General features: G+C 70.7%; 19 protein-coding genes, 1 tRNA gene and 1 pseudogene. 8 read left to right on the top strand and 13 right to left on the bottom strand.

Going from position 1 to position 24,124, the window contains the following annotated elements:
- Positions 1–105: 105 nt before the first annotated feature.
- Together OG622_RS32625 and OG622_RS32620 are read left to right on the top strand one after the other, a co-directional pair.
- A complete protein-coding gene (locus OG622_RS32625; RefSeq protein ID WP_371580205.1) occupies positions 106–1,452 on the top strand; it encodes a VWA domain-containing protein in 1,347 nt (448 codons plus the stop codon).
- Positions 1,453–1,586: 134 nt separating this feature from the next.
- Positions 1,587–3,428, top strand: a complete 1,842-nt coding sequence (locus tag OG622_RS32620) for an FHA domain-containing protein (RefSeq protein ID WP_371580204.1) — start codon at positions 1,587–1,589, stop codon at positions 3,426–3,428.
- Positions 3,429–3,581: 153 nt separating this feature from the next.
- Here the strand turns inward: OG622_RS32620 and OG622_RS32615 are convergent, their stop codons facing one another.
- Positions 3,582–4,565, bottom strand: a complete 984-nt coding sequence (locus OG622_RS32615) for a methyltransferase domain-containing protein (RefSeq protein WP_371580203.1) — start codon at positions 4,563–4,565, stop codon at positions 3,582–3,584.
- A gap of 196 nt (positions 4,566–4,761) precedes the next feature.
- Here OG622_RS32615 and OG622_RS32610 point away from each other — a divergent pair, with 196 nt between their 5' ends.
- On the top strand, positions 4,762–5,175 hold the full coding sequence (locus OG622_RS32610) for a globin (protein ID WP_371580202.1): 414 nt from the start codon (positions 4,762–4,764) through the stop codon (positions 5,173–5,175).
- 103 nt (positions 5,176–5,278) lie between these two features.
- Here the strand turns inward: OG622_RS32610 and OG622_RS32605 are convergent, their stop codons facing one another.
- The 7 genes from OG622_RS32605 to OG622_RS32575 all read right to left on the bottom strand — a co-directional run bounded on the left by OG622_RS32605 (position 5,279) and on the right by OG622_RS32575 (position 14,635).
- A complete protein-coding gene (locus OG622_RS32605) occupies positions 5,279–5,971 on the bottom strand; it encodes a hypothetical protein (RefSeq protein ID WP_371580201.1) in 693 nt (230 codons plus the stop codon).
- A complete protein-coding gene (locus OG622_RS32600; RefSeq protein ID WP_371580200.1) occupies positions 5,968–6,378 on the bottom strand; it encodes an acyl-CoA thioesterase in 411 nt (136 codons plus the stop codon). The genes OG622_RS32605 and OG622_RS32600 overlap by 4 nt, the downstream gene beginning before the upstream one ends.
- 6 nt (positions 6,379–6,384) lie before the next feature.
- Positions 6,385–8,049, bottom strand: a complete 1,665-nt coding sequence (gene ettA, locus OG622_RS32595; protein WP_371580199.1) for an energy-dependent translational throttle protein EttA — start codon at positions 8,047–8,049, stop codon at positions 6,385–6,387.
- A 290-nt stretch (positions 8,050–8,339) separates the two neighbouring features.
- The gene (locus OG622_RS32590; RefSeq protein ID WP_371580198.1) at positions 8,340–9,773 is read right to left on the bottom strand and encodes a TQXA domain-containing protein; all 1,434 of its coding nucleotides are present in this window, start codon (positions 9,771–9,773) and stop codon (positions 8,340–8,342) included.
- A 267-nt stretch (positions 9,774–10,040) separates the two neighbouring features.
- Positions 10,041–10,520, bottom strand: coding sequence for a single-stranded DNA-binding protein (locus tag OG622_RS32585; protein ID WP_371580197.1), 480 nt, complete (start codon positions 10,518–10,520; stop codon positions 10,041–10,043).
- A 360-nt stretch (positions 10,521–10,880) separates the two neighbouring features.
- Positions 10,881–12,968 carry a GTPase gene (locus tag OG622_RS32580; RefSeq protein WP_371580196.1) on the bottom strand — a complete coding sequence of 696 codons (2,088 nt, stop codon included), beginning with the start codon at positions 12,966–12,968 and terminating at the stop codon, positions 10,881–10,883.
- Positions 12,965–14,635: a dynamin family protein gene (locus OG622_RS32575; protein ID WP_371580195.1), complete on the bottom strand. Its 1,671-nt coding sequence runs from the start codon at positions 14,633–14,635 to the stop codon at positions 12,965–12,967. The genes OG622_RS32580 and OG622_RS32575 overlap by 4 nt, the downstream gene beginning before the upstream one ends.
- A gap of 271 nt (positions 14,636–14,906) precedes the next feature.
- On the opposite strand from OG622_RS32575, the gene OG622_RS32570 reads away from it, so the two are divergent.
- Positions 14,907–14,979, top strand: a tRNA-Arg gene (locus tag OG622_RS32570).
- A gap of 237 nt (positions 14,980–15,216) precedes the next feature.
- On the opposite strand, the gene OG622_RS32565 is transcribed toward OG622_RS32570, so the two are convergent.
- Together OG622_RS32565 and OG622_RS32560 are read right to left on the bottom strand one after the other, a co-directional pair.
- Entirely contained in the window at positions 15,217–15,627 is a 411-nt protein-coding gene (locus OG622_RS32565; RefSeq protein WP_371580194.1) for a hypothetical protein, read from the bottom strand.
- A gap of 244 nt (positions 15,628–15,871) precedes the next feature.
- Positions 15,872–16,219 carry a formylglycine-generating enzyme family protein gene (locus OG622_RS32560; protein WP_371580193.1) on the bottom strand — a complete coding sequence of 116 codons (348 nt, stop codon included), beginning with the start codon at positions 16,217–16,219 and terminating at the stop codon, positions 15,872–15,874.
- Between the two features lie 171 nt (positions 16,220–16,390).
- Between OG622_RS32560 and OG622_RS32555 the strand changes: the two are divergent.
- Positions 16,391–17,193 (top strand): annotated as a pseudogene (locus OG622_RS32555) (transposase).
- A 610-nt stretch (positions 17,194–17,803) separates the two neighbouring features.
- On the opposite strand, the gene OG622_RS32550 reads toward OG622_RS32555, so the two are convergent.
- The 3 genes from OG622_RS32550 to OG622_RS32540 form a co-directional block, all read right to left on the bottom strand.
- Complete coding sequence (locus OG622_RS32550) at positions 17,804–18,670, bottom strand: tyrosinase family protein (protein WP_371580192.1); 867 nt, start codon at positions 18,668–18,670, stop codon at positions 17,804–17,806.
- On the bottom strand, positions 18,654–19,127 hold the full coding sequence (locus OG622_RS32545; RefSeq protein ID WP_371580191.1) for a tyrosinase family oxidase copper chaperone: 474 nt from the start codon (positions 19,125–19,127) through the stop codon (positions 18,654–18,656). Before OG622_RS32545 ends, OG622_RS32550 begins: the two co-directional genes overlap by 17 nt.
- Before the next feature lie 399 nt (positions 19,128–19,526).
- Positions 19,527–19,805 carry a hypothetical protein gene (locus tag OG622_RS32540; RefSeq protein ID WP_371580190.1) on the bottom strand — a complete coding sequence of 93 codons (279 nt, stop codon included), beginning with the start codon at positions 19,803–19,805 and terminating at the stop codon, positions 19,527–19,529.
- 512 nt (positions 19,806–20,317) lie between these two features.
- Here OG622_RS32540 and OG622_RS32535 point away from each other — a divergent pair.
- From OG622_RS32535 to OG622_RS32525, 3 genes are read left to right on the top strand one after another with little or no spacing between them, the layout of a single operon-like run.
- Positions 20,318–21,466, top strand: a complete 1,149-nt coding sequence (locus tag OG622_RS32535) for a DUF3344 domain-containing protein (RefSeq protein WP_371580189.1) — start codon at positions 20,318–20,320, stop codon at positions 21,464–21,466.
- A 49-nt stretch (positions 21,467–21,515) separates the two neighbouring features.
- A complete protein-coding gene (locus tag OG622_RS32530) occupies positions 21,516–22,697 on the top strand; it encodes a glycosyltransferase (protein ID WP_371580188.1) in 1,182 nt (393 codons plus the stop codon).
- Positions 22,694–24,121 carry an exopolysaccharide biosynthesis polyprenyl glycosylphosphotransferase gene (locus OG622_RS32525; RefSeq protein WP_371580187.1) on the top strand — a complete coding sequence of 476 codons (1,428 nt, stop codon included), beginning with the start codon at positions 22,694–22,696 and terminating at the stop codon, positions 24,119–24,121. The genes OG622_RS32530 and OG622_RS32525 overlap by 4 nt, the downstream gene beginning before the upstream one ends.
- Positions 24,122–24,124 lie beyond the last annotated feature (3 nt).

The following is a 24,124-nucleotide window of genomic DNA, read 5'->3' as shown; positions in this document are numbered from 1 at the left end:
GCCGACGGGCCGGAGGGGACCGGTCCGGTTCAGGCGGGCAGGCACAGTCATCACCCCACAGGCTGTGGGGCCAACAGTGGGGCTGCTAGGGGGATCTGAGTAGGCATGGCCAATTTCTCGAAGTCGAACGTGCCGCAGTTCTCGGTCGAGGTGTACCAGAACGAGTACCTGCCGGAAGGCGGCCGCGAGGTCAACGCCATCGTGACGGTCAGCGCGACCGGCGGCGGCACCATCGGCACCGCGGTCGCCGCGCCGCACCTCTACTCGCCCGGCCAGGGACCGTCCGCCGCCGTGGCGCTCATGGTCGACTGCTCGGGGTCGATGGACTACCCGCCGACCAAGATGCGCAACGCCCGGGACGCCACGGCCGCCGCGATCGACACCCTGCGGGACGGCGTCCACTTCGCGGTGATCGACGGCACCCATGTGGCCCGGGAGGTCTACCCCGGCAACGGCCGGCTCGCGGTCGCCGACTCCGCCACCCGGGACCAGGCCAAGCAGGCGCTGCGCAGGCTCAGCGCGGGCGGCGGCACCGCCATCGGCACCTGGCTGAAGCTCGCGGACCGGCTGCTCGCCTCGGCGGACGTCGCCATACGCCACGGCATCCTGCTCACCGACGGCCGCAACGAGCACGAGTCCCCGGAGGATCTGAAGGCCGCGCTGGACGCCTGTGCCGGACGGTTCACGTGTGACGCGCGTGGAGTGGGTACCGACTGGGAGGTCAAGGAGGTCACCCAGATCGCCTCCGCGCTCCTCGGCACCGCCGACATCGTCGCCGACCCAGCCGCCCTGTCCGCCGACTTCACGCAGATGATGGAGGCGGCCATGGGCAAGGAGGTCGCGGACGTCGCCCTGCGGCTGTGGACCCCGGTCGGCACACAGATCAAGTTCGTGAAGCAAGTGGCGCCCACGGTCGAGCAGTTGACCGACCGTCGCATCGAGGCCGGACCGCGCGCCGGGGACTACCCGACCGGCTCGTGGGGAGACGAGTCCCGCGACTACCACGTGTGCGTCGAGGTACCGGCCGCCTCCCTGGGCCAGGAGATGCTGGCCGCCCGCGTCTCCCTCGTCATCCCCCAGCCCGACGGCACCGCGCAGAACCTCGGCGCCCAGGGCCTGGTGAAGGCCCTGTGGACCGACGACATGGTCGCGTCCACGTCGATCAACCCCCAGGTCGCGCACTACACGGGCCAGGCCGAACTGGCGCAAGTCATCCAGCAAGGTCTGGATGCTCGCAAATCCGGTGATTTCGACGGAGCAACGGCCAAGCTGGGGCGGGCCGTTCAACTCGCCAGCGCGTCGGGGAACGCGGATACTGCGAAACTGCTTGCGAAGGTGGTGGACGTGGTCGACGCGGCGACAGGTACTGTGCGACTGAAGGCGAAGGTCACGGAGGCCGACGAGATGACTCTCGAAACGCGGTCGACAAAGACTGTTCGTGTAAAGAAGTAGGTAGAAACAACCGGTAGCACCGCTGCACGTCAGCCTGGCTCCCCACCGGGGATCCGGACAGAACCGGCCACACCGGCCCGTCGCGGCCACAGGAACCGGCCGCGAGGTCGGAAAGGAGAGGGGGAAGCGCCGACATGCCGACCTGCCCGAACGGACACCAGTCGGGTTCCGACGACTGGTGCGAGGTCTGCGGTCACCGTATGGCCGGTGCCGTACCCCCGCCGCCACCACCGCCGCCCCCGGGCGCCGGTTACGGATATCCGCCGCCCGGTTCACCTCCCCCGCCTCCGGGTCCGGGTGGCCCCGGGGGTCCCGGTGGACGCCCGCACCTCGCCGCCGAGCCGGAACTCTGCCCGCAGTGCCGCACGCCCCGCGAGGGCGGCGCGCCGTTCTGCGAGGAGTGCCGGTGGAACTTCCTGACCAACACCGCGACGACGTACACCCCGGCCGCGCCCCGGCCGGGATCCCCCGGACCCGGCGCGGGTCCGGGTCACGGCCCCGGCGGCCCCGGTCAGGGCCCCGGCCCTGGTCCCGGTGCCGGTGGGAACCCGGCACTCCGGTTCCAGCAGCAGCCGCCGCCCCCGCCGTCCTACGGCGGCGGCGGTGACGGGTACGACTACCAGGGCTCCCGCCCCTCACAGGTGAACCGCCCCGCCGAGCCGATCCCGCCGGGACCGCCGTACGGCGGAGAGCCGTCGGGCCCGGGTGGGCCCGGCGGTCCGGGTGGAAACGGTGGGTTCGGCGGTCCTGCCGGCCCTGGGGGTCCTGGCGGCCCCGGTGGCCCCGGCCGCCCGGGTGGGCCCGGCGGTCCCGGTGGCCAGTCGGGGCCGGGGGGTCCCTCCGGGTTCGGCGGCGGCCCTTCGGGTCAGCCCGGCCGGCCCGGCCCGGGGCAGTCCGGCCGGCCCGGTCCGTCCGCGTTCGGCGGTGACCCTTCGCGACCTGGGCCCTCGGGCTTCGGCGGTGACCCTTCACGTCCCGACCCTTCAGGCTTCGGCGGCGACCCCTCAAGGCCCGGCCCGTCGGCCTTCGGCGGCGATCCTTCCCGTCCCGACCCCTCGGGCTTCGGCGGCGATCCTTCCCGATCGGTTCCTCCGCCGCCCGGCCCCACGCCGGGTGGACCCGGTGGGCCTGGCGGCCCCGGTGGGGCCGGTTTCCCCGGTGGGTCTGGTTTCCCCGGCGGTCCCGGGCCCGGCGGTCACGGCGGCCAGGGGCCCGGCGGCGGCCAGGGCGGCCCCCATGGTGGTCAGGGTCCCGGTGGGGCGCCCCAGTCGTTCCAGCAGGCGGGGCAGCCGGCTCCGCCCGCCTTCCCGCAGGAGACCCGGCGACCGCATCCCGGGGGTCCTGGCGGTCCCGGTGGACCGGGTGGTCCCGGCCCCGGGGGTCCTGGCGGTCCCGGTGGCGGCCCGTCCTTCGGTGCCGACGACGACTGGGTGATCTCCCCGCCGTCGACCGGTCCCGGCGGATCCGGTGGTCCGGGTGGACCCGGCGGCCCTGGCGGTCCCGGTGGCTACGACTACCCGCAGCCCGGCGTCACCCAGGCCCCGCCCGGCCCCGCGTACCCGCAGGCGCCGACGACCTGGAGCGCGACCATCGGCCCGGACCGCGACTACTTCATGGCGATGATGCAGCGCTCGGGCCCCGAGGCCACGGGTCTGAACCTGCCCGCGTACTCCCCGGAGCAGCGGCGCGCCCTCACCGGCAACCAGATCACCATCGGGCGCCGCCGACACTCGACCGGCGACACCCCCGACATCGATCTCTCGGTGCCGCCGGAGGACCCGGGCGTCTCCCACCAGCACGCGGTGCTGGTGCAGCAGCCCGACGGCAACTGGGCGGTCGTCGACCAGAACTCCACGAACGGAACCACCGTCAACGGTTCCGAGGACCCCATCCAGCCATTCGTCCCGATCCCCCTTCAGGACGGGGACCGGGTACACGTGGGCGCGTGGACGACGATCACGATCCGCCGGGGCTGACCGGCCCGCACCAGCGAAACGACCAGGGCCGACTGAGCGACTTCAGTCGGCCCTGGCCATTACCCCGAGACACCGATCGGTTACCGGTTACCGGTGATCGGTGATCGGTGATCGGTTGCGATACTCCGGTCGCTCCCGGGCGAACTCGTGCCCTCAGCCCGGGAGAGGCCAGGCGTACGGCCCCTCCGGGTCGTCCAGCCATGCCCAGGCGTGGTCGCCGCGGACCGTGATGCCGTAGCGCTCCCGGGAGGGCATGCCCTCGCGCTGCCACAGGGCGAGGGCCTCGTGCGGGTCGAGGCTGCCCGCCGTGAGTGCCAGCAGGAACCGGAAGAGCTCGTGGTCCCTGGCCCGGCTCGGCAGCCCGCCCAGGTGCGGATGCATCGCCTCCGGCTCACTGCCTCCGCGCAGCGGCACGAAGTACGCCGACGTGTGCAGGAAGCGCCCCTCGGCATGCTCGGCGTCCTCGACCAGCAGCCGCACCAACCCCGTGGCCAGCGGCGTCAGGATGCGTGCGCCGGGGGTGCACTGGGCGAGCCAGGCGCGCGGGATCGAGTGCAACGTGCAGGTCGCGATGATCCGGTCGTACGGCGCCCGCTCGGGCACCCCGCGCGCCCCGTCACCGGTGACGACGGTCGGGTGGTATCCGGCTGCATCCAGATGTCTGCGCGCCGCCTCCGTGATGTCGGCGTCCAGATCGACGGTCGTGACCAGGTCGTCCCCGAGCCGGTGCGCGAGCAGGGCGGCGTTGTAACCGGTGCCGGCGCCGATCTCCAGCACCCGGTCGCCGTCCTCCACCTCCAACTCGACGAGCATCGTCGCCATCAGCGACGGCTGGCTGCTGGAGGAGATCAGCTGCCCGTCGCGCACCCGCGTGGCGAGCGGGGCATCGGCGTAAGCGCCCCGCACCCAGCGGCCACGCCGCCGCGGGTCACGCTCCTCGCCCCACAGCCGCTCGAAGCCACCCACGGCACTCACGTAGTAGTACGGCACGAAGAGATGCCGGGGGACGCTCTCGAACGCCTTCCGCCACTCCGGGTCGGCGTCCCACGCCCCGCTCGCCTCGATCTCGCGCACCAGCGCCGACCGGGCCTCGGCGGCGAGGCGTTCCAGATCGTGATCCACAGCGTGCGTGCCCATACCTCCACTGTGCGGCCGGACGCCTCCGGAGGCGAGCACCACGCCATACCAGTCCGGAATCAACCGGTCCGCCCCCTTCGCCCGGCGCCCGTCTCCCGACCGGCGCCCTGCCCGGGCCACCGGCCTCCCCTCGGGCCCTTCGGCTGCCCCTTCGATGGTCCTAAGCCTCAAGTCCTCCGCCGCCGCGTCTGAGACCATGGGGAACGTGAATGAGATTCCGCGCGGCACGCTTCAGGAGCAGACCTTCTACGAGCAGGTCGGCGGCGAGGCGACCTTCCGGCGCCTCGTGCGCCGTTTCTACGCGGGTGTCGCCGAGGATCCGATCCTGCGGCCCATGTATCCCGAGGAGGATCTGGGCCCGGCCGAGGACCGTCTCACGCTGTTCCTGATCCAGTACTGGGGCGGCCCCACCACGTACAGCGAGAACCGCGGTCACCCCCGGCTCCGTATGCGCCACGTCCCCTTCACCGTCGACCGCGCCGCCCACGACGCCTGGCTGAAGCACATGCGCGACGCCGTCGACGAGCTCGGCCTCTCCGAGGAACACGAGCACACGCTGTGGAAGTACCTCACGTACGCCGCAGCCTCGATGGTGAACGCCCCGGGCTGAGCAGCGACCACGGGGCCCGGGACCACCGCCGGGCAACCACTCTCGGCCCCTGGCTACTGGCCCTTGCCCCTGCCCCTGCCCCTGCGGAACACGGCAGGCATGCTCAGCGAACGCTGACGCCGAACGCCCCGAGGCCCGCCCTGCGTACGGCGATCGAGCCGTACGGGGTACGCAGCCTCAGCCACGCGCCCGACGAGAAGAGTCCCGGTGACGCCTCCTCTGGTGGGCCGGCCGGCCGTGGGGTGCGGAGGAAACCGAGCGACTGGGCCGCGTGCACGGCCCGCACCGGCAGAGGCGTGTTCCCGACCGTCCGTGACCAGATCTCCCGCCCGATTTGGTCGAGCTCGGCCCGCGTACGGCGCTCGGGCACCAACTCCTCGGTGCGGGAGCGGAATTCACGCACCGCCGCGGAGACCATCGCCCGCAGGGCATCCGGCGCGGGCAGCCCCGGCTCCGGCCGCCAGCCGCCGCGCGGAGGAAGCACCCCGGCCCACGGCGGCCCGGTCACCGCGGCCGGCACGACCGCCGTCGCCCCGGAATCGTCGATGGACTCCAGGAGTTCACCGGCCGACACGGTCACGTCGAGCGTGCCGTCGAGCCCGTGCTCGTACGGCTTGGCGAGGCGCGTGGCCCGGATCGCCAGGACCTCGAAGGACGGTGGCCGGCCGAATACGGCCAGTGCGGTGCCGGCCGCCTGGAGACGCACCGCCGCTCCGCGGTCGTAGTGGAGCAGCCTGGAGAGGAAGGCCGCGAGATCCGCCGCCTCCCCCTCGTCGGCGAGGTGGAGCACCGTCATGCGGCGACGGCCTCCGCCTCGTCGTCCCTGTACTCCTCCAGAAACTCGCGTTCCTCGGAGGTGAGCCGGCGGGGCCGTTGGGTGGCGAAGTCGAACGGCACTATCACCGTGGAGGCCCGGACGTAGACCTGGTCCGGGTCCTTGACCTCGTAGGCGATCGTGAACGACGCCGCTTTTATCTCCGTGACCCACAGCTCGATGTCCACCGGCTGGTGCCGGTGCACCAGCTGACGCTTGTAGTCGATCTCATGGCGTGCCACCACGGACCCCTGCTTGAAGTCCTTCTCCGGGCGGAACAGGAAGTCGATACGGGCTTCCTCCAGGTAGCGGAGGAAGACCACGTTGTTGACGTGGCCGTACGCGTCCATGTCCGCCCAGCGCAGTGGGCAGCGGTAGATGTGCCGCAAGATCGATCAGCCCCGGGTCAGCTTCTTGTAGGTGGCGCGGTGCGGGCGGGCTGCGTCGGCACCGAGTCGCTCGATCTTGTTCTTCTCGTACGACTCGTAGTTACCCTCGAACCAGAACCACTTGGACTCGCCCTCGTACGCGAGGATGTGCGTCGCCACGCGGTCCAGGAACCAGCGGTCGTGGGAGACGACCACGGCGCAGCCCGGGAACTCGAGCAGCGCGTTCTCCAGCGAGGACAGGGTCTCGACGTCGAGGTCGTTGGTCGGCTCGTCGAGGAGCAGCAGGTTGCCACCCAGCTTGAGGGTGAGCGCCAGGTTGAGGCGGTTGCGCTCACCGCCGGAGAGCACCCCGGCCGGCTTCTGCTGGTCCGGGCCCTTGAAGCCGAACGCGGAGACGTAGGCGCGGGAGGGCATCTCGACCTGGCCGACCTTGATGTAGTCCAGCTCGTCGGAGACGACGGCCCACAGCGTCTTCTTGGGGTCGATGTTCTCGCGGCTCTGGTCGACGTAGGAGATCTTGACGGTGTCGCCGACCTTGATCGAACCGGAGTCGGGCTCCTCCAGAGCCTGGATCATCTTGAAGAGGGTCGTCTTGCCGGCGCCGTTCGGACCGATGATGCCCACGATGCCGTTGCGCGGCAGGGTGAAGGACAGGTCGTCGATCAGGACCTTCTCGCCGAAGGCCTTGTTGAGGTTGTTGACCTCGACGACCACACTGCCCAGGCGCGGGCCCGGCGGGATCTGGATCTCCTCGAAGTCCAGCTTCCGCATCTTGTCGGCCTCAGCCGCCATCTCCTCGTAGCGGGCGAGACGGGCCTTGGACTTGGCCTGACGGCCCTTGGCGTTGGAGCGGACCCACTCCAGCTCTTCCTTGAGCCGCTTGGCGCGCTTGGCGTCCTTCTGGCCCTCGACCTTGAGACGGGACTGCTTGCTCTCCAGGTACGTGGAGTAGTTGCCCTCGTAGCCGATCGCGCGGCCTCGGTCGAGCTCCAGGATCCAGCCCGCGACATTGTCGAGGAAGTACCGGTCGTGGGTGACGGCGACGACGGTGCCGGGGTACTTCGCGAGGTGCTGCTCCAGCCACTGCACGGACTCGGCGTCCAGGTGGTTGGTGGGCTCGTCGAGCAGCAGCAGGTCGGGGGCTTCGAGCAGCAACTTGCACAGCGCGACGCGGCGGCGCTCACCACCGGACAGGTTGGTGACGGGCCAGTCGCCGGGCGGGCAGCCCAGGGCGTCCATGGCCTGCTCCAGCTGGGTGTCCAGGTCCCACGCGTTCGCGTGGTCCAGGTCCTCCTGGAGCTTGCCCATCTCGTCCAGGAGCGCGTCCGAGTAGTCGGTCGCCATGAGCTCCGCGACCTCGTTGAAGCGCCTGAGCTTGCCCATGATCTCGGCGGCGCCGTCCTGCACGTTCTGCAGGACCGTCTTGGACTCGTCCAGCGGCGGCTCCTGGAGGAGCATGCCGACGGTGTAGCCGGGCGACAGGAACGCGTCACCGTTGGAGGGCTGCTCAAGGCCCGCCATGATCTTGAGAACGGTGGACTTACCGGCACCGTTAGGACCGACCACACCGATCTTCGCGCCGGGCAGGAAGCTCAGCGTGACGTCGTCAAGGATCACCTTGTCGCCGTGCGCCTTGCGTGTCTTGCGCATCGTGTAGATGTACTCAGCCAAGAGAAACCGTCCGGCAACTTGAAATCTGGCAGTGGGCAGTACCACCCATCTTGCCGCACTGCCAGCCCTCTACGGAAACCGCGTGGTGAAGCCCCCCGGACGGGCGACGCGGCCCCGGCGCCTCGAGGGCGTACCGGGGCCGCGTCGCATGCGCGTGTCACCACGCGGTCACTCACTGTTGAGTTACCAAGGAGCGTTTTCTCTCACGGATCCACTTCGAGGTCCCTCCGCGGACCTTCGCGGTTCTCTCGGCTCTCTCGGTTCTCTCGGCTCTCTCAGCGGATCCCTCTTCACGAATTCCGCTTGCGGAGGAGGACCATCACCGCGCCGCCGATCACAACCAGCCCGATGGCGATGCCCCCGATCACCGGGGTGGCGCCGGAGCTGCCGGTCTCGGCGAGGTCGGTGCCGATGTCGGTGGCCGTTCCACCGCCCACCGTCGCCGGGCTCGGCTCGCTCAGCGTCTGGGCCGAGTCCCCGTCGGCACTCGCCGCGGTCTCCGTCCGGCAGTCGAGTACGCCCCGGAACTGCTTCGCGAAGCCGTTCGGCCCCTCGATCGTGAAGTCGTACGCCTGGTCCTCCTGGAGCGGGATCGTCACCGTGCGGGTCTCACCCGTGTCAATGGTGTACGTGATCCCCATCAGCTCGAACGTGAAGGGCTTGTCGCCCTGGTTGGCGGCCGTGATGTCCAGGCCGCCCTCGGCGCAGCTCTTCTCGGCGGACAGTGCGGGTATCGCACCCTTCTCGGCCCAGTGCGCGGTCGCCGTCGCGGAGACCGTGGACTCGCTGGAGCCCGCGAGGATCTGGGTCTGGCTGCGGGTCTCGGAGGCGAAGGCACGGCCGACCGGCACGGTCGTCGAGGCCTGCACGGTCAGCTCGGCCGAGCCGTCCGCGGTCTTCTCGGGTACCTCGAAGTACAGCTCGCTGCCGTCACCGGCCGAGGTCACGGCCTCGCCGTCCGCGTCGACGACCCGCACGCCGTCCGCCGTCCCGTCCGAGGGCGGGGTCACGGTCACGCCGTCCGCGTTGGTGTGGACCGTGACCGGGCCGAGCCGCTCGCCCGGCAGGCCGGAGACCGCCGGCGGGTCGAGCGTCAGGGAGGCGGCCGGTTCCGCCAGGTTCCGCGCGCTCTTCTCCAGGTAGTCCGCGAGCTTCTCGGCCTCCGGGTCCAGGGCCGTCACCTCGGCCCCGTCCGAGTACCGCCAGATCGCCACCTGCGTTCCGGTCGCGGCGTCCTCCTCGGTGAGCCCCTTGGCCCCGGCCTTTCCGGCGAGCGCCGCGAGGTCGTTCACCTGCGGGTAGGAGTTCTGCAGGATCCAGCGGATCTTGCCCGTTTCCTTGTTGGCGCCCAGTGAGGTGCCGCTCCAGGGGGTCTCCTGGTACTTGGCGTCCTTCTGCGTCGGGTTCTGGATGTCGACGCAGTAGGTCTGCAGAGTGCCGCCGCCGTCGACAAACATCTCGAACAGCCCTGCGGGAAGCTGCTGTTCCTGGCCGTCGTCGGTCCGGAGCACGGCCGTCCCGTACGTCTTGAGGCCGCCTATGGTCGCGGTCGCTCCGCCCGAGCTCTGCGCCGTCTCGTCGGCGACGGCCGGGCCCGCGGTGACGATCGCACCCGCGACGGCGAGCCCGGAGGCGAGTGACAGTGCGGCGACGCGGGCCGCCACTCGCCTGCGCGCGGCCCACCCGGACCACCCGGAGAGCGACGCCGAGAACGAAGAAACCACAGAATTTCCCTTCGAGCAGGACCCGTTGACGTGGGGGGTTGTGGTCCCGCCAGCAGAATCAGAAGCCCCGCGAGCTATGCCCGGCATCCTAGGGATGCGGCGCACCACTCTTCCCAGTCGTATCGCCGGACAACCGATCCGAATCGGAATCGTTATCGCTTGCACAGCTCATGAACAGTTCTTATCGACAAATCGATCAGACTCACGCACGGACTCTTCACAACGCATTCGCCGATATGCCGGCACGACCGGAACCGCAGGCTGAGGTCACGTCACCCCCACTGGCTCCGGCCGGAGTTCGGCCACCGGGTCGAGCCGGCTTCCGGGCGGCGGTGTCTCCCAGTTCGGCTCCGGCTGGGACGGGGACTGAGCCGGAGCCGACGTCTCTCCCCTGGGCGTCCGCCGGAACGCCGACGTGCCCCGCGACAGATCGTGGCCGATGGTGACCGCGTCGACGTCCGCCGAGGCCCAGCTCTGCCCGTCCCGCTGTTCGGTGCGCACCTTCAACCGCCCCTGCACCACCACCGGATCACCCAGGGCCACGGACGACGCCACGTTCGCGGCGAGTGTGCGCCGCGCCCACACCGTGAAGAAGTTGGTGTGCCCGTCGGCCCACTCGTTCTTCTCCCGGTTCCAGTACCGCGAGGTCACCGCCAGCCTGAACCGGGCCGACGCACCCGTCGACAACTCCCGGCAGACCGGCTGGGTCGCCACGTTCCCCACCACGCACACCATTGTCTCGTTCATCTCGCCAACCCCTCCTGCACGCCGGCACCGACGCCGGCGCCGGCCGGACACGCGTACGGGCCCGTCCCGTACGGCTGCTGCGTCTGTCGTGCGGCGGTGCTGTGATCGCCGCGTGTTCAGACTGCCGCCGTCGGGCCGAGCCCGCTGAGCCCTGTGCGCTACCCGCCGGTTGTGGACAACTCCGTCACCCGATGGGGTGAACCACCCGCGCGAGAGCCGCCTCTCACCCCGGAGGCGACGCCTCGCAAGCCTCCGCCACCGCCCGCCGCCCGCCGGGGTGTCGCGCGACACCCCACCGGTGTCGCGTCTCACCCCACCCGCCACCGCGCTCACCCCACCCGCCACCGCGCTCACCCCACCTCACCCCACCGGCGCCGCCCCCAGCACCCGCCCGTACTGCTCCCGCACCTCCCGGTACCGCAGCAGCTCGGCGGCCACCGGATCCAGTACCCGCGCCCGGCCGCACCCGGCGGCGGCCTCCCGCAGCCGCCGTTCCGCCTCGTAGCCGTACCGCCTCGCCGGACCACGTGCGGCGAGGCGGCAGCCCCACTCGACGGCCGGGCCCCCGACGATGCCGATCACCATCAGCAGCACCGGCACTCCGAGATTCGGTGCCATGAAGCCGATGATCTGCCCCAGCAGCCACAGCCCACCGACTACTTGGAGAAGGGTCATGGCCGCCTGCGCGAGCACCGCGGCGGGCCACCAGCCCGGCCGCGGCGGCCGCCCCGTAGGCGCCCCGACCCGCATCGCCAACTCGTCCAGCGCCTCGGGCAGCTCCTGCGCGCCGCGTACAGCCGCCTCGCGCACCGCCTGGGCCCAGGGCGTGGGCAACCCCGTCGAGGCGCGCTCCGACAACGTACGCACGGCCTGTTCGACGCGCTGTCGGGCGGTGGACTCCTCGTCCACGGGCGTCGCCAGGGCGAGCCGCCCCGTAGGGGGTTCGCTCCGGTCCTGGTACCACCGCCACAGCCGTAGCCAGGGTGTGCCGCACGCGCGGTTGGCGTGGCGCAGCCAGACGCGTTCGGCGGCCTCGCCCGCGGCGGTGGCGCCGACGGCGTCCGCGAGCCGCGCGGCGAACTCGTCCCGGGCCCGCTCGCTGAGCCCCGCGCGCCGCTGATTCGCGTACACCGGCCACAGTCGCGCGGCCGCCGCGTCCAGATCGGCGCGCACCCGGCGGGCGGGCGCGCCCCGCTCGGCCACGAACTGCTCCAGCGCGTCGCGCAGTTCCCCCACCCCGTCTCCGGTGAGCGCGGACAGCGCGAGCACGGTGGCGCCCGGTTCGCCGTGCTCCCCCAACGCGATCCCGTCCTCGTCGAGCAGTCGCCGCAGGTCGTCGAGGACCTGGTGGGCGGCCTCACCGGGCAGCCGGTCCACCTGGTTGAGGACGACGAACATGACCTCCGCGTGACCGGCCAGCGGCCGCAGATAGCGCTCGTGGAGGACGGCGTCGGCGTACTTCTCCGGGTCGACGACCCAGATGACCGCGTCCACGAGCGCCAGGATCCGGTCGACCTGCTCACGGTGCTGCACGGCCGCCGAGTCGTGGTCGGGCAGATCCACCAGCACGAGACCGCGCAACTGGGCCTCCGCCTCCGGGCTCTGCAACGGCCGCCGACGCAGCCGTCCCGGAATGCCCAGCCGGTCGATGAGACTCGCCGCGCCGTCGCTCCAGCTGCACGCGATGGGCGCGGCCGTGGTGGGCCGGCGTACGCCCGTCTCCGAGATCGCCACCCCCGCGAGCGCGTTGAACAGCGTCGACTTGCCGCTGCCGGTGGCGCCCGCGATGGCGACGACCGTGTGCTGCCCCGAGAGTTTGCGCCGCGCCGCGGCCTCGTCCAGAACCCGTCCGGCCTCCGCCAACGTCGTGCTGTCCAGTCTCGTACGGGACAGCCCCACCAGCTCCCGCAGCGCGTCGAGCCGCGACCTCAGGCGCCCGTCGTACGCGAGCGGGGTCACCGCCTGCCCGGCCGAAGCCCTGGCCTCCGCGGCCGGAACCCGCTCTGCGGCGCTGGTCTCGATCACCCGCCGGGCGATGAGCCCGTCGTCCCACGGATCGCCGGCTTCCGTACGAGCGGACGGATCACCGGACGTCCCCCCGCCCGAACGGTCGGGCACGCGCGCGTGGACGTCGTTCTCGCCCTTGGAACGCCGCTCGCCGCTCGGCCGGGCCGGTGAAGCGGCGGCCCGGTCCCGCGCCTCGCTCTGCTCAGAACGCCGGCCCTCGGCGCTCCCGTACGGCCTCCCGTCCGGGTCCCTCGGGCGCCTTTCTTCAGCAGTGGCCTCCACGGGGACGGAGAAGCCCCTCCCACCAGCGCCACGCTTCCCGTCAACCTTCTCGTCACCCTTCCTGTCGCCCGTCTTGTCGCCCGTTTTGTCGTCACCCGTCTCGGGGACGTCGTCTCCGGTCTGATCCGTGTGGTCAGCGACGGCGGTCACTGCGGTCACCTCTCCTTCTGCAGTACGGACAGGGCGGCGATGAGTTCGGCCTGTGGTTCGGGGTGTACGTCGAGTGCGTCGAGCGGAGCGAGACGTCGTTCGCGCTCGGTGTCGAGGGCCCGGTCGAGGTACTCGGTGAGCAGCCGTCCGCCCCGGTCGCGCAGCCGCAGCGCGCCGTGCGCCCCGATCCGTTCGGCGAGCCCCTCCCCGGCGGACCGGGCCCGCCGGCCGCCCAGCAGGGCCGTGGCGCCCAGGGCGGCCACCACCTCCACGTCCGGCGCGACGCTCCGGTCGAGGGCGCGCACCTCTTCCTCGGCGTACTCCTCCAGGACGCGCCGCCAGCGTCGTACGGTCATTCCGATCCGGTGTTCGACGCTCTCCCCCGTGGCATCACGTTCCGTCAGCCCTGCGGCCACGGCGGCGGGTTCGCGGCGCCAGGCCTCGCTGATCCGCTCGTCGGCGGCGGTGACGGCGCACTGCAGCAGGGTGCCGAGGCTGTCGACGAGGGCGTCGACAAGTTCGCCGGCGGTGCAGTCGAGCGGATAGCTGCGCCACCGCTTGAGGGCGTCACCCGCGAGCACGGCCCCCGACTGCAGCCGCCCCTTCACGCGCGCGTGCTCGCTGTCGTACGCCGTGTCGACGGCCGCGGTGAGCCGTAGGGCGGCGGAGTACTGCTGGGCCGCCGCGCTCGCCAGCTCGGGCATCCGGGACCGCAGCGAGTCGAGAACCCCGTGCGCGGTGCGGGCCGCGGCCTCGTGCCGGGCACCCGGATCGGTCGCCTGCTGGACGAGCCAGGCCCGCAGCGGTGCGACGGCGGTGCCCGGCAGCAGCCCGCCGCCCCAGGCCGACTCGGGCAGCTCGGGCACGGTGAACCGGGGCACGTCGCCGAGCCCGGCCTTGGTCAGCAGCGCCCCGTACTGCCGGGAGACCTCGGACACGATCTGGTGGGGCACCCGGTCGAGCACCGTCACCAGGGTCGCCCGGTGTTCCTTCGCGGACCGCAGCAGATGCCACGGCACGGCGTCGGCGTAGCGGGAGGCGGTGGTGACCATCACCCAGATGTCGGCGGCGCAGATGAGTTCGGCGGCGAGTACGCGGCTGTCGGCGTCCAGGGAGTCGACGTCGGGCGCGTCGAGGAGGGCGAGACCGGGTGGAAGGCTGTCGGCGGTCTCGATGCGCAGGATGCGCTCGCCCTCCTTGCCGCCGTCCCTGCCCGGCGGGAACGACGCGTCGGCCGGATCCTGACCGGACTCCTGCTGAGGTACCCACGCGCGGGTGAGGTTGGGCAGCACGCGCATGCCACTGAACCAGTGATGGTCCTCGGGATGGCAGATCAGTACGGGCGTGCGGGTCGTGGGCCGCAGCACGCCGGCCTCACTGACCTTCCGCCCCACCAGGGAGTTGACGAGAGTGGACTTGCCGGCTCCGGTCGACCCCCCGACAACGGCGAGCAACGGCGCTTCGGGTTGCTGCAACCGGGGCACCAAGTAGTCGTCAAGTTGCGCGAGTAGTTCGTCGCGGTCGGCACGCGCACGCGGGGCTCCTGCCAGGGGCAGCGGGAAGCGCGCGGCGGCGACACGGTCGCGCAGGGCGGAGAGCGCGTCGAGCAGCTGGGGCCGTACGTCCAAGGTCACCACATGCGAAGAATGCCCAACTTTATGGACATTCTGAAGCATATAAGTACGTCTGCGCGCCGACAGAACACACGGGACGGAGGGGACGAGAGGGGCGCAGGCATAACGAGTGCACAACACCCGAGGCCCGAGGCCTCAAAAGAGGTGCACGATTCGTACCTGCCTGCGATTATCAGGACCGCTTCACCGAACCTCCACATTGAGCCACGGAGGCGAAGCAATAGGGACAAGGACTCGGGAGCCCTATCCTTGTCCCCGGCAACGTCACGGATCAGCCCACACCCGGGCACCACGACAGAGGCCACCACACCCGGCCCCCGTAGCTCAGTGGATAGAGCAGGCGCCTTCTAAGCGCTTGGCCGCAGGTTCGAGTCCTGCCGGGGGCGCAAGTCTCAGCTCTCCTTCGGGAGGGCCTTTTTGCTGGTCAGAGCAAGTTTCACTCACACGCCACAGCCCCGGACACTCCCCCGACGATCAAGGGGCAGGCTCCGGGGCTGTCCGGCTGTCACCGGGTTTTCGCGGGTGGCCGTGTCGAATACGTGTCGAAATTCTCGGCGAGAAGCCTCAGCTTGCGTCGGGCAGTTCCGGGAAGGCCAAGGCCACCGGAGTCCAGTTGTGGCCGATCAAGCAGGAATCCAGCCAGGCCACTGTGGAGGGACGTTGCTCGCAGGGCAGAGGCCAGAGTCGCCTGGATAACCGTCCAGCGTCCCTCGGCTCGCGAAGAGCCACCACGCCAGCCCCACCGTCGCAACAACCACCAGCAACGTCGACAGCGAGACCCGAACCACCGTCCGCGGGCGGAGCACCAGGCGTCGACCGATGGCCCACGCCACAAGCCCGACGAGCGCTTCGGCTCCCACTACGAGAGGAAGCAGGAAGTTGAGTTCGAAGCGTCCGCCGGCGTCGTAGCCCGCGTCACAGTACGCGCGCGCCCAAACGGTCAGAGACCAGGCGCCGCAGCCGATAGCAGCTCCGAACAGCGCGGAGGCTACCCAGGGGAGGCATGAGTCGGGTCTCGGCTTGGCTATGTCCACGGCATGACACGACATCGAACACACCGCATACGGTTCCGCGAATGGACGGGTACCCCTGGAGGACGCCGTCGGCAGCGTGACTGAGGCCAGTGGGGATACAGCGAGGCACACGCACTCCTGGTCGATCGACGCACCCGCCGTCATGGCCAACAGCAACACCACCGTGAAGTGACCGCCAGTCCCCGCAACGACACCATCGAACGTATGCCGGGTGACCGGGTTCCATGTCCCGGCTGCCGGGAGCTCAAGTCTCCGACTCCCGCTGGAAAGGCTTTTTTGGGAACCACACGTCGGCGCAGATCTCGTTCGCCGACCCCATCGCCGCCAGCCCGAAGGCGTTCTCAGCCGCGGCCGTGCGCTCCTCGTCGGCGAAGTCGTCGAGCACCTGGTCCTCGTCCGGCCTCCCGTCTCCGCGGAAGGTCAGAGTGGTCGTACCTGCTCGGGCCGCATACTCCCACTCCGCCTCGCTGGGCAGCCGGAAGGGCAACGCCCCGAGCAGGTCGTCCAAGTCGTCCTGGAACCGGGCCGTGCTGGTATCCGATTCGGCGAAGCTGTCCTCGTAGTCGGGCAGCCAGTGCCGTGCCTGCGCCACCGTGAGCGGATGCCGGGCGATCAGGGATGGCGTCCCTCGTCGTGGTGTAGCCGATCACGGTTAGGGAGTGCGCCGGGGGCGTGTGCCGATGGGCTTTCGCTCCCTGCCTGCAAGGTGGGCCATCGTGCAACTCTCCGTAGTGAACGGGCAGTTCAACGCGGGAGGTGCAGGATGGCCCTGTCTCAGCATGACTTACTCCGGCTGCTTGAGTCACTACGTTCGTCGGACGGGCTCGAACTCGTCCGCAGTGTGGCTGAGCGGATGCTCCAGGAGCTGATCGAGGCCGAGGCCACGGCCCGGATCGGCGCGGAATGGAACGAGCACACCTACACGCGCACCGCGCTTCGCAACGGCCATCGCGACAAGACGCTCAGCACCCAGGCCGGCGACCTGGACCTCGCGATCCCCAAGCTGCGGTCGGGGAGCTTCTTCCCCGCGCTGCTGACGCCGCCGCATCGACCAGGCCCTGTACGCGGTCATCATGGAGGCCTATGTCCACGGCGTGTCCACGCGGTCGGTCGACGACCTGGTCAAGGCCCTCGACGCGGAGACCGGGATATCCAAGAGTGAGGTCTCGCGGATCTGCCAGGACCTGGACGGCCAGCTGACCGCGTTCCGTGCCCGGCCCCTGGACCACGTCCGCTTCCCGTACGTCTATCTGGACGCGACCTGCTGCAAGGCGAGGGTCGAGCACCAGATCGTGTCCCGCGCCGTGGTGATCGCCATCCAGTCCACCAACCCGCTGGAGCGGATCAACCGCGAGGTCAAGCGCCGCACCGACGTCGTCCAGGTCTTCCCCAACGACGACGCGCTCCTGCGGCTGGTCACCGCCGTGCTCTTCGAACTGCACGACGAATGGATCGCCTTCCCCCCGCCGCTACCTGCCCGAGGGAAGCATGGACCGGCTCTACCCCTCCGAGCGCCCCGAAAGCGCCCCCGCGCTACCCAACACCACCAACACGACCGCCGAATGATCGGCTACACCACAAGAAGGGACACGACCGGCGGCCGGCTGCCGCGGCCCCGCGTCGGACTCCCGCCAGATCCCCCCGAGCCGGGCCCGCACACCTGGCGGTTCCCCCGTACGGCTGATCGGCCGAGAACCCCAGGTACCCCGAACCCGGAACCCGCTGCGCCACAGTCGCGCCCTCAGGCGCCCGGGAGCACCCGAACTGCCGCCGCAGTGCCCCAGATCCACCAGGTCCCGCGGGCCTCGGCCTTCCGCCACCGGTCGGCAGGGACCGAGCACATCGCGTAGCGCCACCGGCGCGACCGCGCGCAATTCGGTGACCGAACAGTGCCACGGATGGACCGGGTGGGTCGGCGAGATCTTCAGCACCCCGCAACGAACGAACGAACGGCGTCGGTCAACCCGCGACGGCGGTCGGCACCTGCCCAGCCTCCTGCCGAGCCGGCCGTGGTGAACGACCGGAGCTAAATGCCTTGGCCAAAGCTCTTCCAGCGCCCTGCGTCGATCAACAACAGGTCGCAGCAGAATGCCCGGCGTCGCGTGCGAAGCCCGGTGCGGGTGGGTGCGGCCCCGCGCAGGCCTTCGGTCGGCCCACCCGCAGAGGGTCGTGCCTGCTACGCGTACCGATAGACCGAGCTGTAATCCTCCAGTTCCGCCGGGGTCACGTCCCACGGCGGCAACGTCTCGTGCCGCGCGACGACCCGGCCGCGCTGGGCATCCCCCGGGCCGGGCGGCTCCGCGGGGAGATAGCCGGCGTCCTGGTGCCGCTGCTGCCAGCGGGACCACAGCAGGTCGACGAAGGCGTGGTGCATCCAGAAGACGGGATCATTGACGGAGGCGCCGCTCACCATGTGGCCGCCGACCCATCGGTGGACCCGGTTGTGGTTGCGCCAGGACATCGCGCCCTGACCCGGTCCCCACCCCTCCAACTTGTTGCGGAACCCTTTGGCGGACGTGGAGTTCCAGGGGGCCGTGTCGTAGACCGGGTCCGCGAGGGCCCTCTCCACGTCTCCGGCCGTGGGCAGGGCGATCGGGTCCGGGGAGCGGCCCAGGTCCCGCATGAGGTACTTGGCGTCGGTGATCCCCTCTTTGACGGTCCACCGGCCATGGCGGTAGGCGAAGGGGCCCGTCATGACCTGCCGGTCGGAACGCCGCCCGGTGCCGCCGAGCAGATCCTCGGTCCACGGGACGTCCGTCGAGGCGCGGTCGCGTGTCCAGTCCCAGTACGGCACGGTCACCGACTCGTCCACGCGGCGCAGCGCCTGCTCCAGGTCCAGCACGAACCTGCGGTGCCAGGGCAGGAAGGAGGGCGCCATGTGGGCCGTGCGCGAGCCGTTCTCGCCGTCGGGAAGGAAGTACCGGACGTGCATGCGGACGAACTCGTCGTACTCACCGCGGCGCTTGACCTCGATCAGTGCGGCGACGAACCTGCGCCGCTCGGAAGGAGTGAGCGTGCTGACGTCCTTACGCGTGTACACCATGGTGGTGATCCCCCTCGGTACCCCGGCCGCCGTTCGGCGTACCGCTGTCGTCCATGCGGCTGCCTGTTCCGCCCGACGCGCCCAACCGCACAGTGGGGCCGAGTTCGTCCACCGCCGCGCGCGCCGCGGCGAGTGGCGTCGGATACGACTGGTAGTGGTCGACCATGGTCATCCAACTGCCGTCGACACGACGCATGAGGTGCAGCGGCCGCCCGTCCACCGTGACGTGCCATACGCCAAGGACGTGGTCTCCCAACCGCCGGGCGTCGTCCGCGATGCCGACGATGCGCCGTCCGCGATACGTCTCGCGGAACCACGCCCCCTCCCGCCCGGTCGCCACCGATGCCGCCAAGGACGGTGCGAGCACCACCACGGCCGCCGACGCGAACAACCCCCGCAGCACCTGCCTCCGCCCGGTGGGCTCCGCGGGGTTGACGGCGAGCGACGATCCGGCCACGGCCTCTCCGGGGCTCGGCCTCGCCGACCGACGACCGGCCTCGGACAGCCTCTCACCCGAGCGGTGCATACGCGCCAACATGATCACACAAAGCGGTCTCCAAGACCCTCGTCCAGAGCTTCGCGCCCACTCGTAAGTCAGCACCAAGAATTTCCCGTTCTTTCCAATTGGCCCCCGGACACCCGCACATTGCCTGAACAAGGGACTCCCGGCATCACGAGTGCAGGCTCACCCTTTATGAAATGAACCCGGCCGTGGAAGCCACACCGTGCGCCCGGCAGTCCGGGCGACGAAGAGGCCGACACCGCACGGCGCGGAATCGGCCTCTTCGGAGAAACCACCGGGAAATGCCAGAAGCGCCGGATCAAGACGCGGCCGGCATGACGGCCGGGGACGTTCTCACTTCTGCGGCGACAGACCGCCCAGCAGCGGAGTGCCCTTGCCCAGGGCGGTGGACGTGCGATCCACCGTCTTCACCAACGCCTCCTTCTTGTCCGCGACATCGAGCACTTCACCCTTCAGCGACTCCAGCTTGGCGGGGGCCTTGTCGAGCGTGTTCACCGCGGTGTCGAGGCTCTTGTGCACCACCTCGGTGGAGTTCAGCGCGAACGCGGGCGCGGCGGCACCGGCGATGATCAGGGATCCGGTGACGACAGCAGCAGCCTTCAGAGACTTCATGGAGTTCCTTTCTTCGGCAATGTGGGTAGCCGGGGCGGATTCTGACGTCGTGCACAACGAGCGCCGACCGGTCCGGAAACCCACGTGCAGAAGGTTTCCGAGTACTCATATGAAACCCCTGAAGGATTTAACTCCGTACGTCGGGACGGGCCATGGGAAAGAGCGGAAAGGAACAACGTCGCGCCGGCACGGTTCGACCATGGGCACCCTTCACCCCGTCACCGAGCCTGCCGGTCATCGGAGTCGGCTGGGCGCGCTACGCCGCGCGGGCGGACCGCGCCCGGGGGCTCCCCTCAAGCCATGGGCCCGCTTCCCGCTTCCCCTTGCGAGGCGGCAAGCAAGTCCAGGAAGTCCCCTGCTTCACCAATCCGACACACTTGTTACGTTTGACAAGATTATGTCCCAATATCAGCTAGAGTTTGCGCACCTCTTGACGCGTTCCCACAGCACCCGCCTCGCTTCTTGCCGCTCCTCCCCTGACACTCCGCCTTCCCGAAAGGGCAACGCCGGTCATGCGCTATTCCCTAGCCCTCCTGCTGCGCCGTACAACGGTGAGCGCCCTCGCCCTCGCCGGGATGTGGGCTCCCACCGGCGCCGTGGCGGTCGCGCCTGTCACACCGTCGTCGCAGGAGGCGGACCGTCTTTCCTTCGCCCAGCGGTACCACGCCCTCCAGCGCGGCGGGATCGTCCGCGCGGCCAACGTCTCCATCACCTGCCGTATGCCACGGGCCGCCCACCAGTTCCTGCCCTCCACAGCGCGATCCTGCCCAGCCACTCGTGGGGGCGGGACCGGGGTGAACGGCGACTTCGACATGACGTACGTCGATGTCGACAAGGACCCGAACACCTATAACTCCTCCCGCGCGGAGGTCCGTGTACCCGAGGGCTCACGGGTCAGCTACGCCCGGCTGTACTGGGGCGGCAACCTGCGCGTCGGCGAGCAGAAGCCGCCCAAGGACAACGGTCGGGTGCTGATCGCCGAACAAGGCGGGGAGTACAAGGAGGTCCTCGCGGACACGGTCGTCGGCCACCGTGTGGCGCACGGCGCGGATGCCTTCCAGGCCTCGGCGGACGTCACGAAGCTGGTGCGGGAGAACGGGCCGGGTCTGTACACCGTGGCCCAGGTCAACGTGGCGATGGGAAGGTCGGCGGCCGGCGCGTGGGGTGGCTGGACGCTGGTGGTGGCGTACGAGAACCCGAAGCAGCCGTTGCGGCACCTCACCGTCTGGGACGGCTTCGACGCCCTGGAGTCCGGTGCGGGGCAGGAGATCAGCCTGCGCGGAATGCGCTTCCCGGCAGGCGCGGGCGGCCGGGCAGGCCTGGTGACGTACGACGGCGACCAGGGCGAGACCGGCGACACGCTCACCCTCACGACCACCCGCACATCCTCCGCCTCGCTGCCCCACCGCACCGACGTCACCTCCCTCACGGACCCCGCCAATCCCCGCGACGACGTCCTGAACTCCACGATCAGCGAACCGGGAGCATCCCAGCCGGAGCGGGTGCCGGCGTACGCCCGCACCCTCGGCTACGACTCCGATGTGTTCGATCTCGGAACGGGCCTGCGACACGGCGGCGACCAGCTGGCCTTCCGAGTCCTTTCCCAGCGGGACTTGATCTGGGCCGGAGTGCTCTTCGTCGCCGTAGACGCCCAGCGGTAAGTCGTCTTCCCTCCCGTCCCGAGCGTCACCGTGAGCGAGGACATCGCGCATGCACACGTCATCAACCTGCCCTCGGTCGCGAGTCCTTCACCTCACCCAGCCCGTGGAAGGCGGGGTCGCCCGCGTCGTGACGGACCTGGTACAGGCGCAGCTCACGGCCGGCCTGGCCGTCACGGTGGCCTGCCCCGACAGCACGCTCAGCACAGGGCTCCGGCGACTGGGCGCGGACGTACGGCACTGGCACGCGACGCGGTCACCGGGTCCGTCACTCGTCCGGGAGGTACGACACCTCACACAGGTGATCGATGAAGTGCGCCCGCATCTGGTGCACGCGCACAGCGCGAAGGCCGGGCTCGCCGGGCGGCTCGCCGTCCGCGGGAGGATCCCCACCGTCTTCCAGCCGCACGCCTGGTCGTTCGAGGCCACCGGCGGGGCCACCTCGGCGCTCGCGCGGGCGTGGGAACGGTGGGGGGTGCGCTGGGCCTCCCAGGTGGTGTGCGTGAGCGAGGCGGAGCGCATGACCGGCGTGCGCTCCGGGATCGACGGGCGCTGGAGCGTCATCCCCAACGGCGTCGACCTGCAGCGCTTCCGCCCCGCCCCCGTCGCTGCCATACGGGCTGAGCTGACGCCCCTGCACGAGGTCGATCCCGCCGCGCCGCTCGTCGTCTGTGTAGGGCGGCTGTGTCGGCAGAAGGGCCAGGAAGTCCTGCTGGAGGCGTGGAGTACCGTCGCCCGCAGGGTGCCCGGCGCACGTCTCGTCCTGGTCGGCGACGGTCCGGACCGCGACCGGCTTCGGGCGCTCGCCCCGAAATCCGTGCTGTTCGCGGGCGCCGTCGCCGATGTCGTCCGCTGGTACCAGGCCGCAGATCTCGTCGTTCTGCCGTCCCGCTGGGAGGGCATGGCGCTGGCCCCGCTGGAGGCGATGGCCTGCGGCCGGCCGGTGGTGGCCACGGACGTCGACGGTGCCCGCGAGAGCCTGCCTCGCTCACTCGCCTCACGCTGCCTGGTTCCGCCCGAGAACCCGGCGGTGCTGGCCGAGGCCGTCGCCGACCTGTTGCTCGACCCGCTGCTGCGCGCATCGCTCGGCCGCCAGGGACTCCAGTACGTCCTGTCCTCGCACGACGTGCGGCACACCGCCGAGGCGGTCGCGGACGTCTACCGCCATCTGATCGGCGTGCGACCCGCAGCACGCGTCACACCCACGGAGCATGAGGAGTCAATCCAGTCGTGACCGCGGACCGCACCACCTCCTCCCCTGGCGCACAGCCCCGGGATCACGGATCCTCGCCCGTCTCGGTCATGCCGCCGCGCGGCGCCGGCCCGAGGCCCCCGTCCCCCGCCGGCAGGCGGGCGGCGCGGTCGGCCTCGACGGTGCCCCTGCTCGTCGCGGACGGCACGGCCGCCCTGCTGGGTGCCCTGACACTGACCGGGACGCAGCTCCGCCCGCTGCCATCGGCCTTGCTACTGGTCGCATCGCTGCTGCTGCGCCCGCACCGCGCGCGCCCGCCGCTGCCAGGCTTCCTCGACGAACTGCCCGCCATCTGCCGCCGGACAGCGGTGGCCTGGTTGGCGCTCGCCGCACTGATGGCGGCGTACCGGCCGGACGACGCGCTGACCACGCGCACCCTTCTGGTGGGTTTCGCCGTGCAGGCCGCGGTGAGCTGCGCGCTGCGCGGCACCGCGCACGCGAGGTGGCGCGCCGCGCTGCTGCGCAATCCGCGCACCGCGCTCGTCATCGGCCCGGCGGCGACCGCGCAGCGTGTGGCCGCCGCCGTGTTGCGGCACCCTCGGTGCGGGGTGCGGCCGGTGGGGATCGTCGCCGAACGGCAGGACGATGCCGAGGGCCTGCCGGTTCTGACGACCGGTGAAGAGGTCGAGAGGGCGGTCGTCCAGAACAGCGTGCGGGCGGTGCTGGCCGTCCACCCCTCCGTACGGGTCCACCAGGGACCGCTGTTGAGCGCCCTGGCCGAGCGGGGTTGCGTGGTCTGGGAACTGGACGCGGACTCTCCGTCGTACGCGACGAAGGACCGGCTGGCCGGGTTCTCCTGCCGGCGTCTGGAAAGGGCTACGACGCCACGCGACAGCGTGGGCAAGCGGGCGCTCGACGTCCTCGTGTCGGCGACGCTGCTGCTGCTGGTCAGCCCCCTGTTGCTGGTGTGCGCGGTGACACTGCGGATCAGCGACGGGCCGGGGGTGGTGTTCCGGCAGGAGCGCATCGGCAAGGACGGAAAGCCGTTCACGCTGCTGAAGTTCCGCACCCACCGTCCCGTCGACGAGCACGAGGCGGCGACCCGGTGGAGTGTGGCGAACGAGCACGAGATGCGCTGGTTCTGCCGCATGCTGCGGCGCACCTCGCTCGATGAGCTCCTCCAGCTGTGGAACGTGCTCCGGGGCGACATGAGTCTGGTCGGACCTCGGCCCGAGCGCCCCTACTTCGTCGCGCATTTCAGCGAGTCCCATCCCGGCTACGCGGCTCGCCACCGCATGCGGACCGGCATCACCGGCCTCGCCCAGATCCATGGGCTGCGCGGCGACACGTCCATCGAGGACCGCTTCCGGTTCGACAACCTCTACATCGACACCTGGTCGCTGTGGCAGGACGTGTGCATCCTGTTGCGCACCGCGGCCACGCTCATGCGCCCGACGGGAAGCTGAGAG

Origin of the sequence: Streptomyces sp. NBC_01314 (assembly GCF_041435215.1) — a bacterium.
Lineage (GTDB): Bacteria > Actinomycetota > Actinomycetes > Streptomycetales > Streptomycetaceae > Streptomyces.
Note: the sequence above shows the minus strand (reverse complement) of the source record. Positions and strands in the feature narration are given on the sequence as shown.

What these genes read in the sequence shown, in the direction of transcription:
- OG622_RS32605 (WP_371580201.1), bottom strand. Translation starts at nt 5,971, where the DNA reads ATGACGGTGCTCCACCTCGCCGACGAGGGGGAGGCGGCGGATCTCGCG.
- OG622_RS32540 (WP_371580190.1), bottom strand. Translation starts at nt 19,805, where the DNA reads ATGAAGTCTCTGAAGGCTGCTGCTGTCGTCACCGGATCCCTGATCATC.
- OG622_RS32615 (WP_371580203.1), bottom strand. Translation starts at nt 4,565, where the DNA reads ATGGGCACGCACGCTGTGGATCACGATCTGGAACGCCTCGCCGCCGAG.
- OG622_RS32575 (WP_371580195.1), bottom strand. Translation starts at nt 14,635, where the DNA reads ATGCTTCAGAATGTCCATAAAGTTGGGCATTCTTCGCATGTGGTGACC.
- OG622_RS32620 (WP_371580204.1), top strand. Translation starts at nt 1,587, where the DNA reads ATGCCGACCTGCCCGAACGGACACCAGTCGGGTTCCGACGACTGGTGC.
- OG622_RS32550 (WP_371580192.1), bottom strand. Translation starts at nt 18,670, where the DNA reads ATGGTGTACACGCGTAAGGACGTCAGCACGCTCACTCCTTCCGAGCGG.
- OG622_RS32585 (WP_371580197.1), bottom strand. Translation starts at nt 10,520, where the DNA reads ATGAACGAGACAATGGTGTGCGTGGTGGGGAACGTGGCGACCCAGCCG.
- OG622_RS32535 (WP_371580189.1), top strand. Translation starts at nt 20,318, where the DNA reads ATGCGCTATTCCCTAGCCCTCCTGCTGCGCCGTACAACGGTGAGCGCC.
- OG622_RS32610 (WP_371580202.1), top strand. Translation starts at nt 4,762, where the DNA reads ATGGGGAACGTGAATGAGATTCCGCGCGGCACGCTTCAGGAGCAGACC.
- OG622_RS32625 (WP_371580205.1), top strand. Translation starts at nt 106, where the DNA reads ATGGCCAATTTCTCGAAGTCGAACGTGCCGCAGTTCTCGGTCGAGGTG.
- OG622_RS32530 (WP_371580188.1), top strand. Translation starts at nt 21,516, where the DNA reads ATGCACACGTCATCAACCTGCCCTCGGTCGCGAGTCCTTCACCTCACC.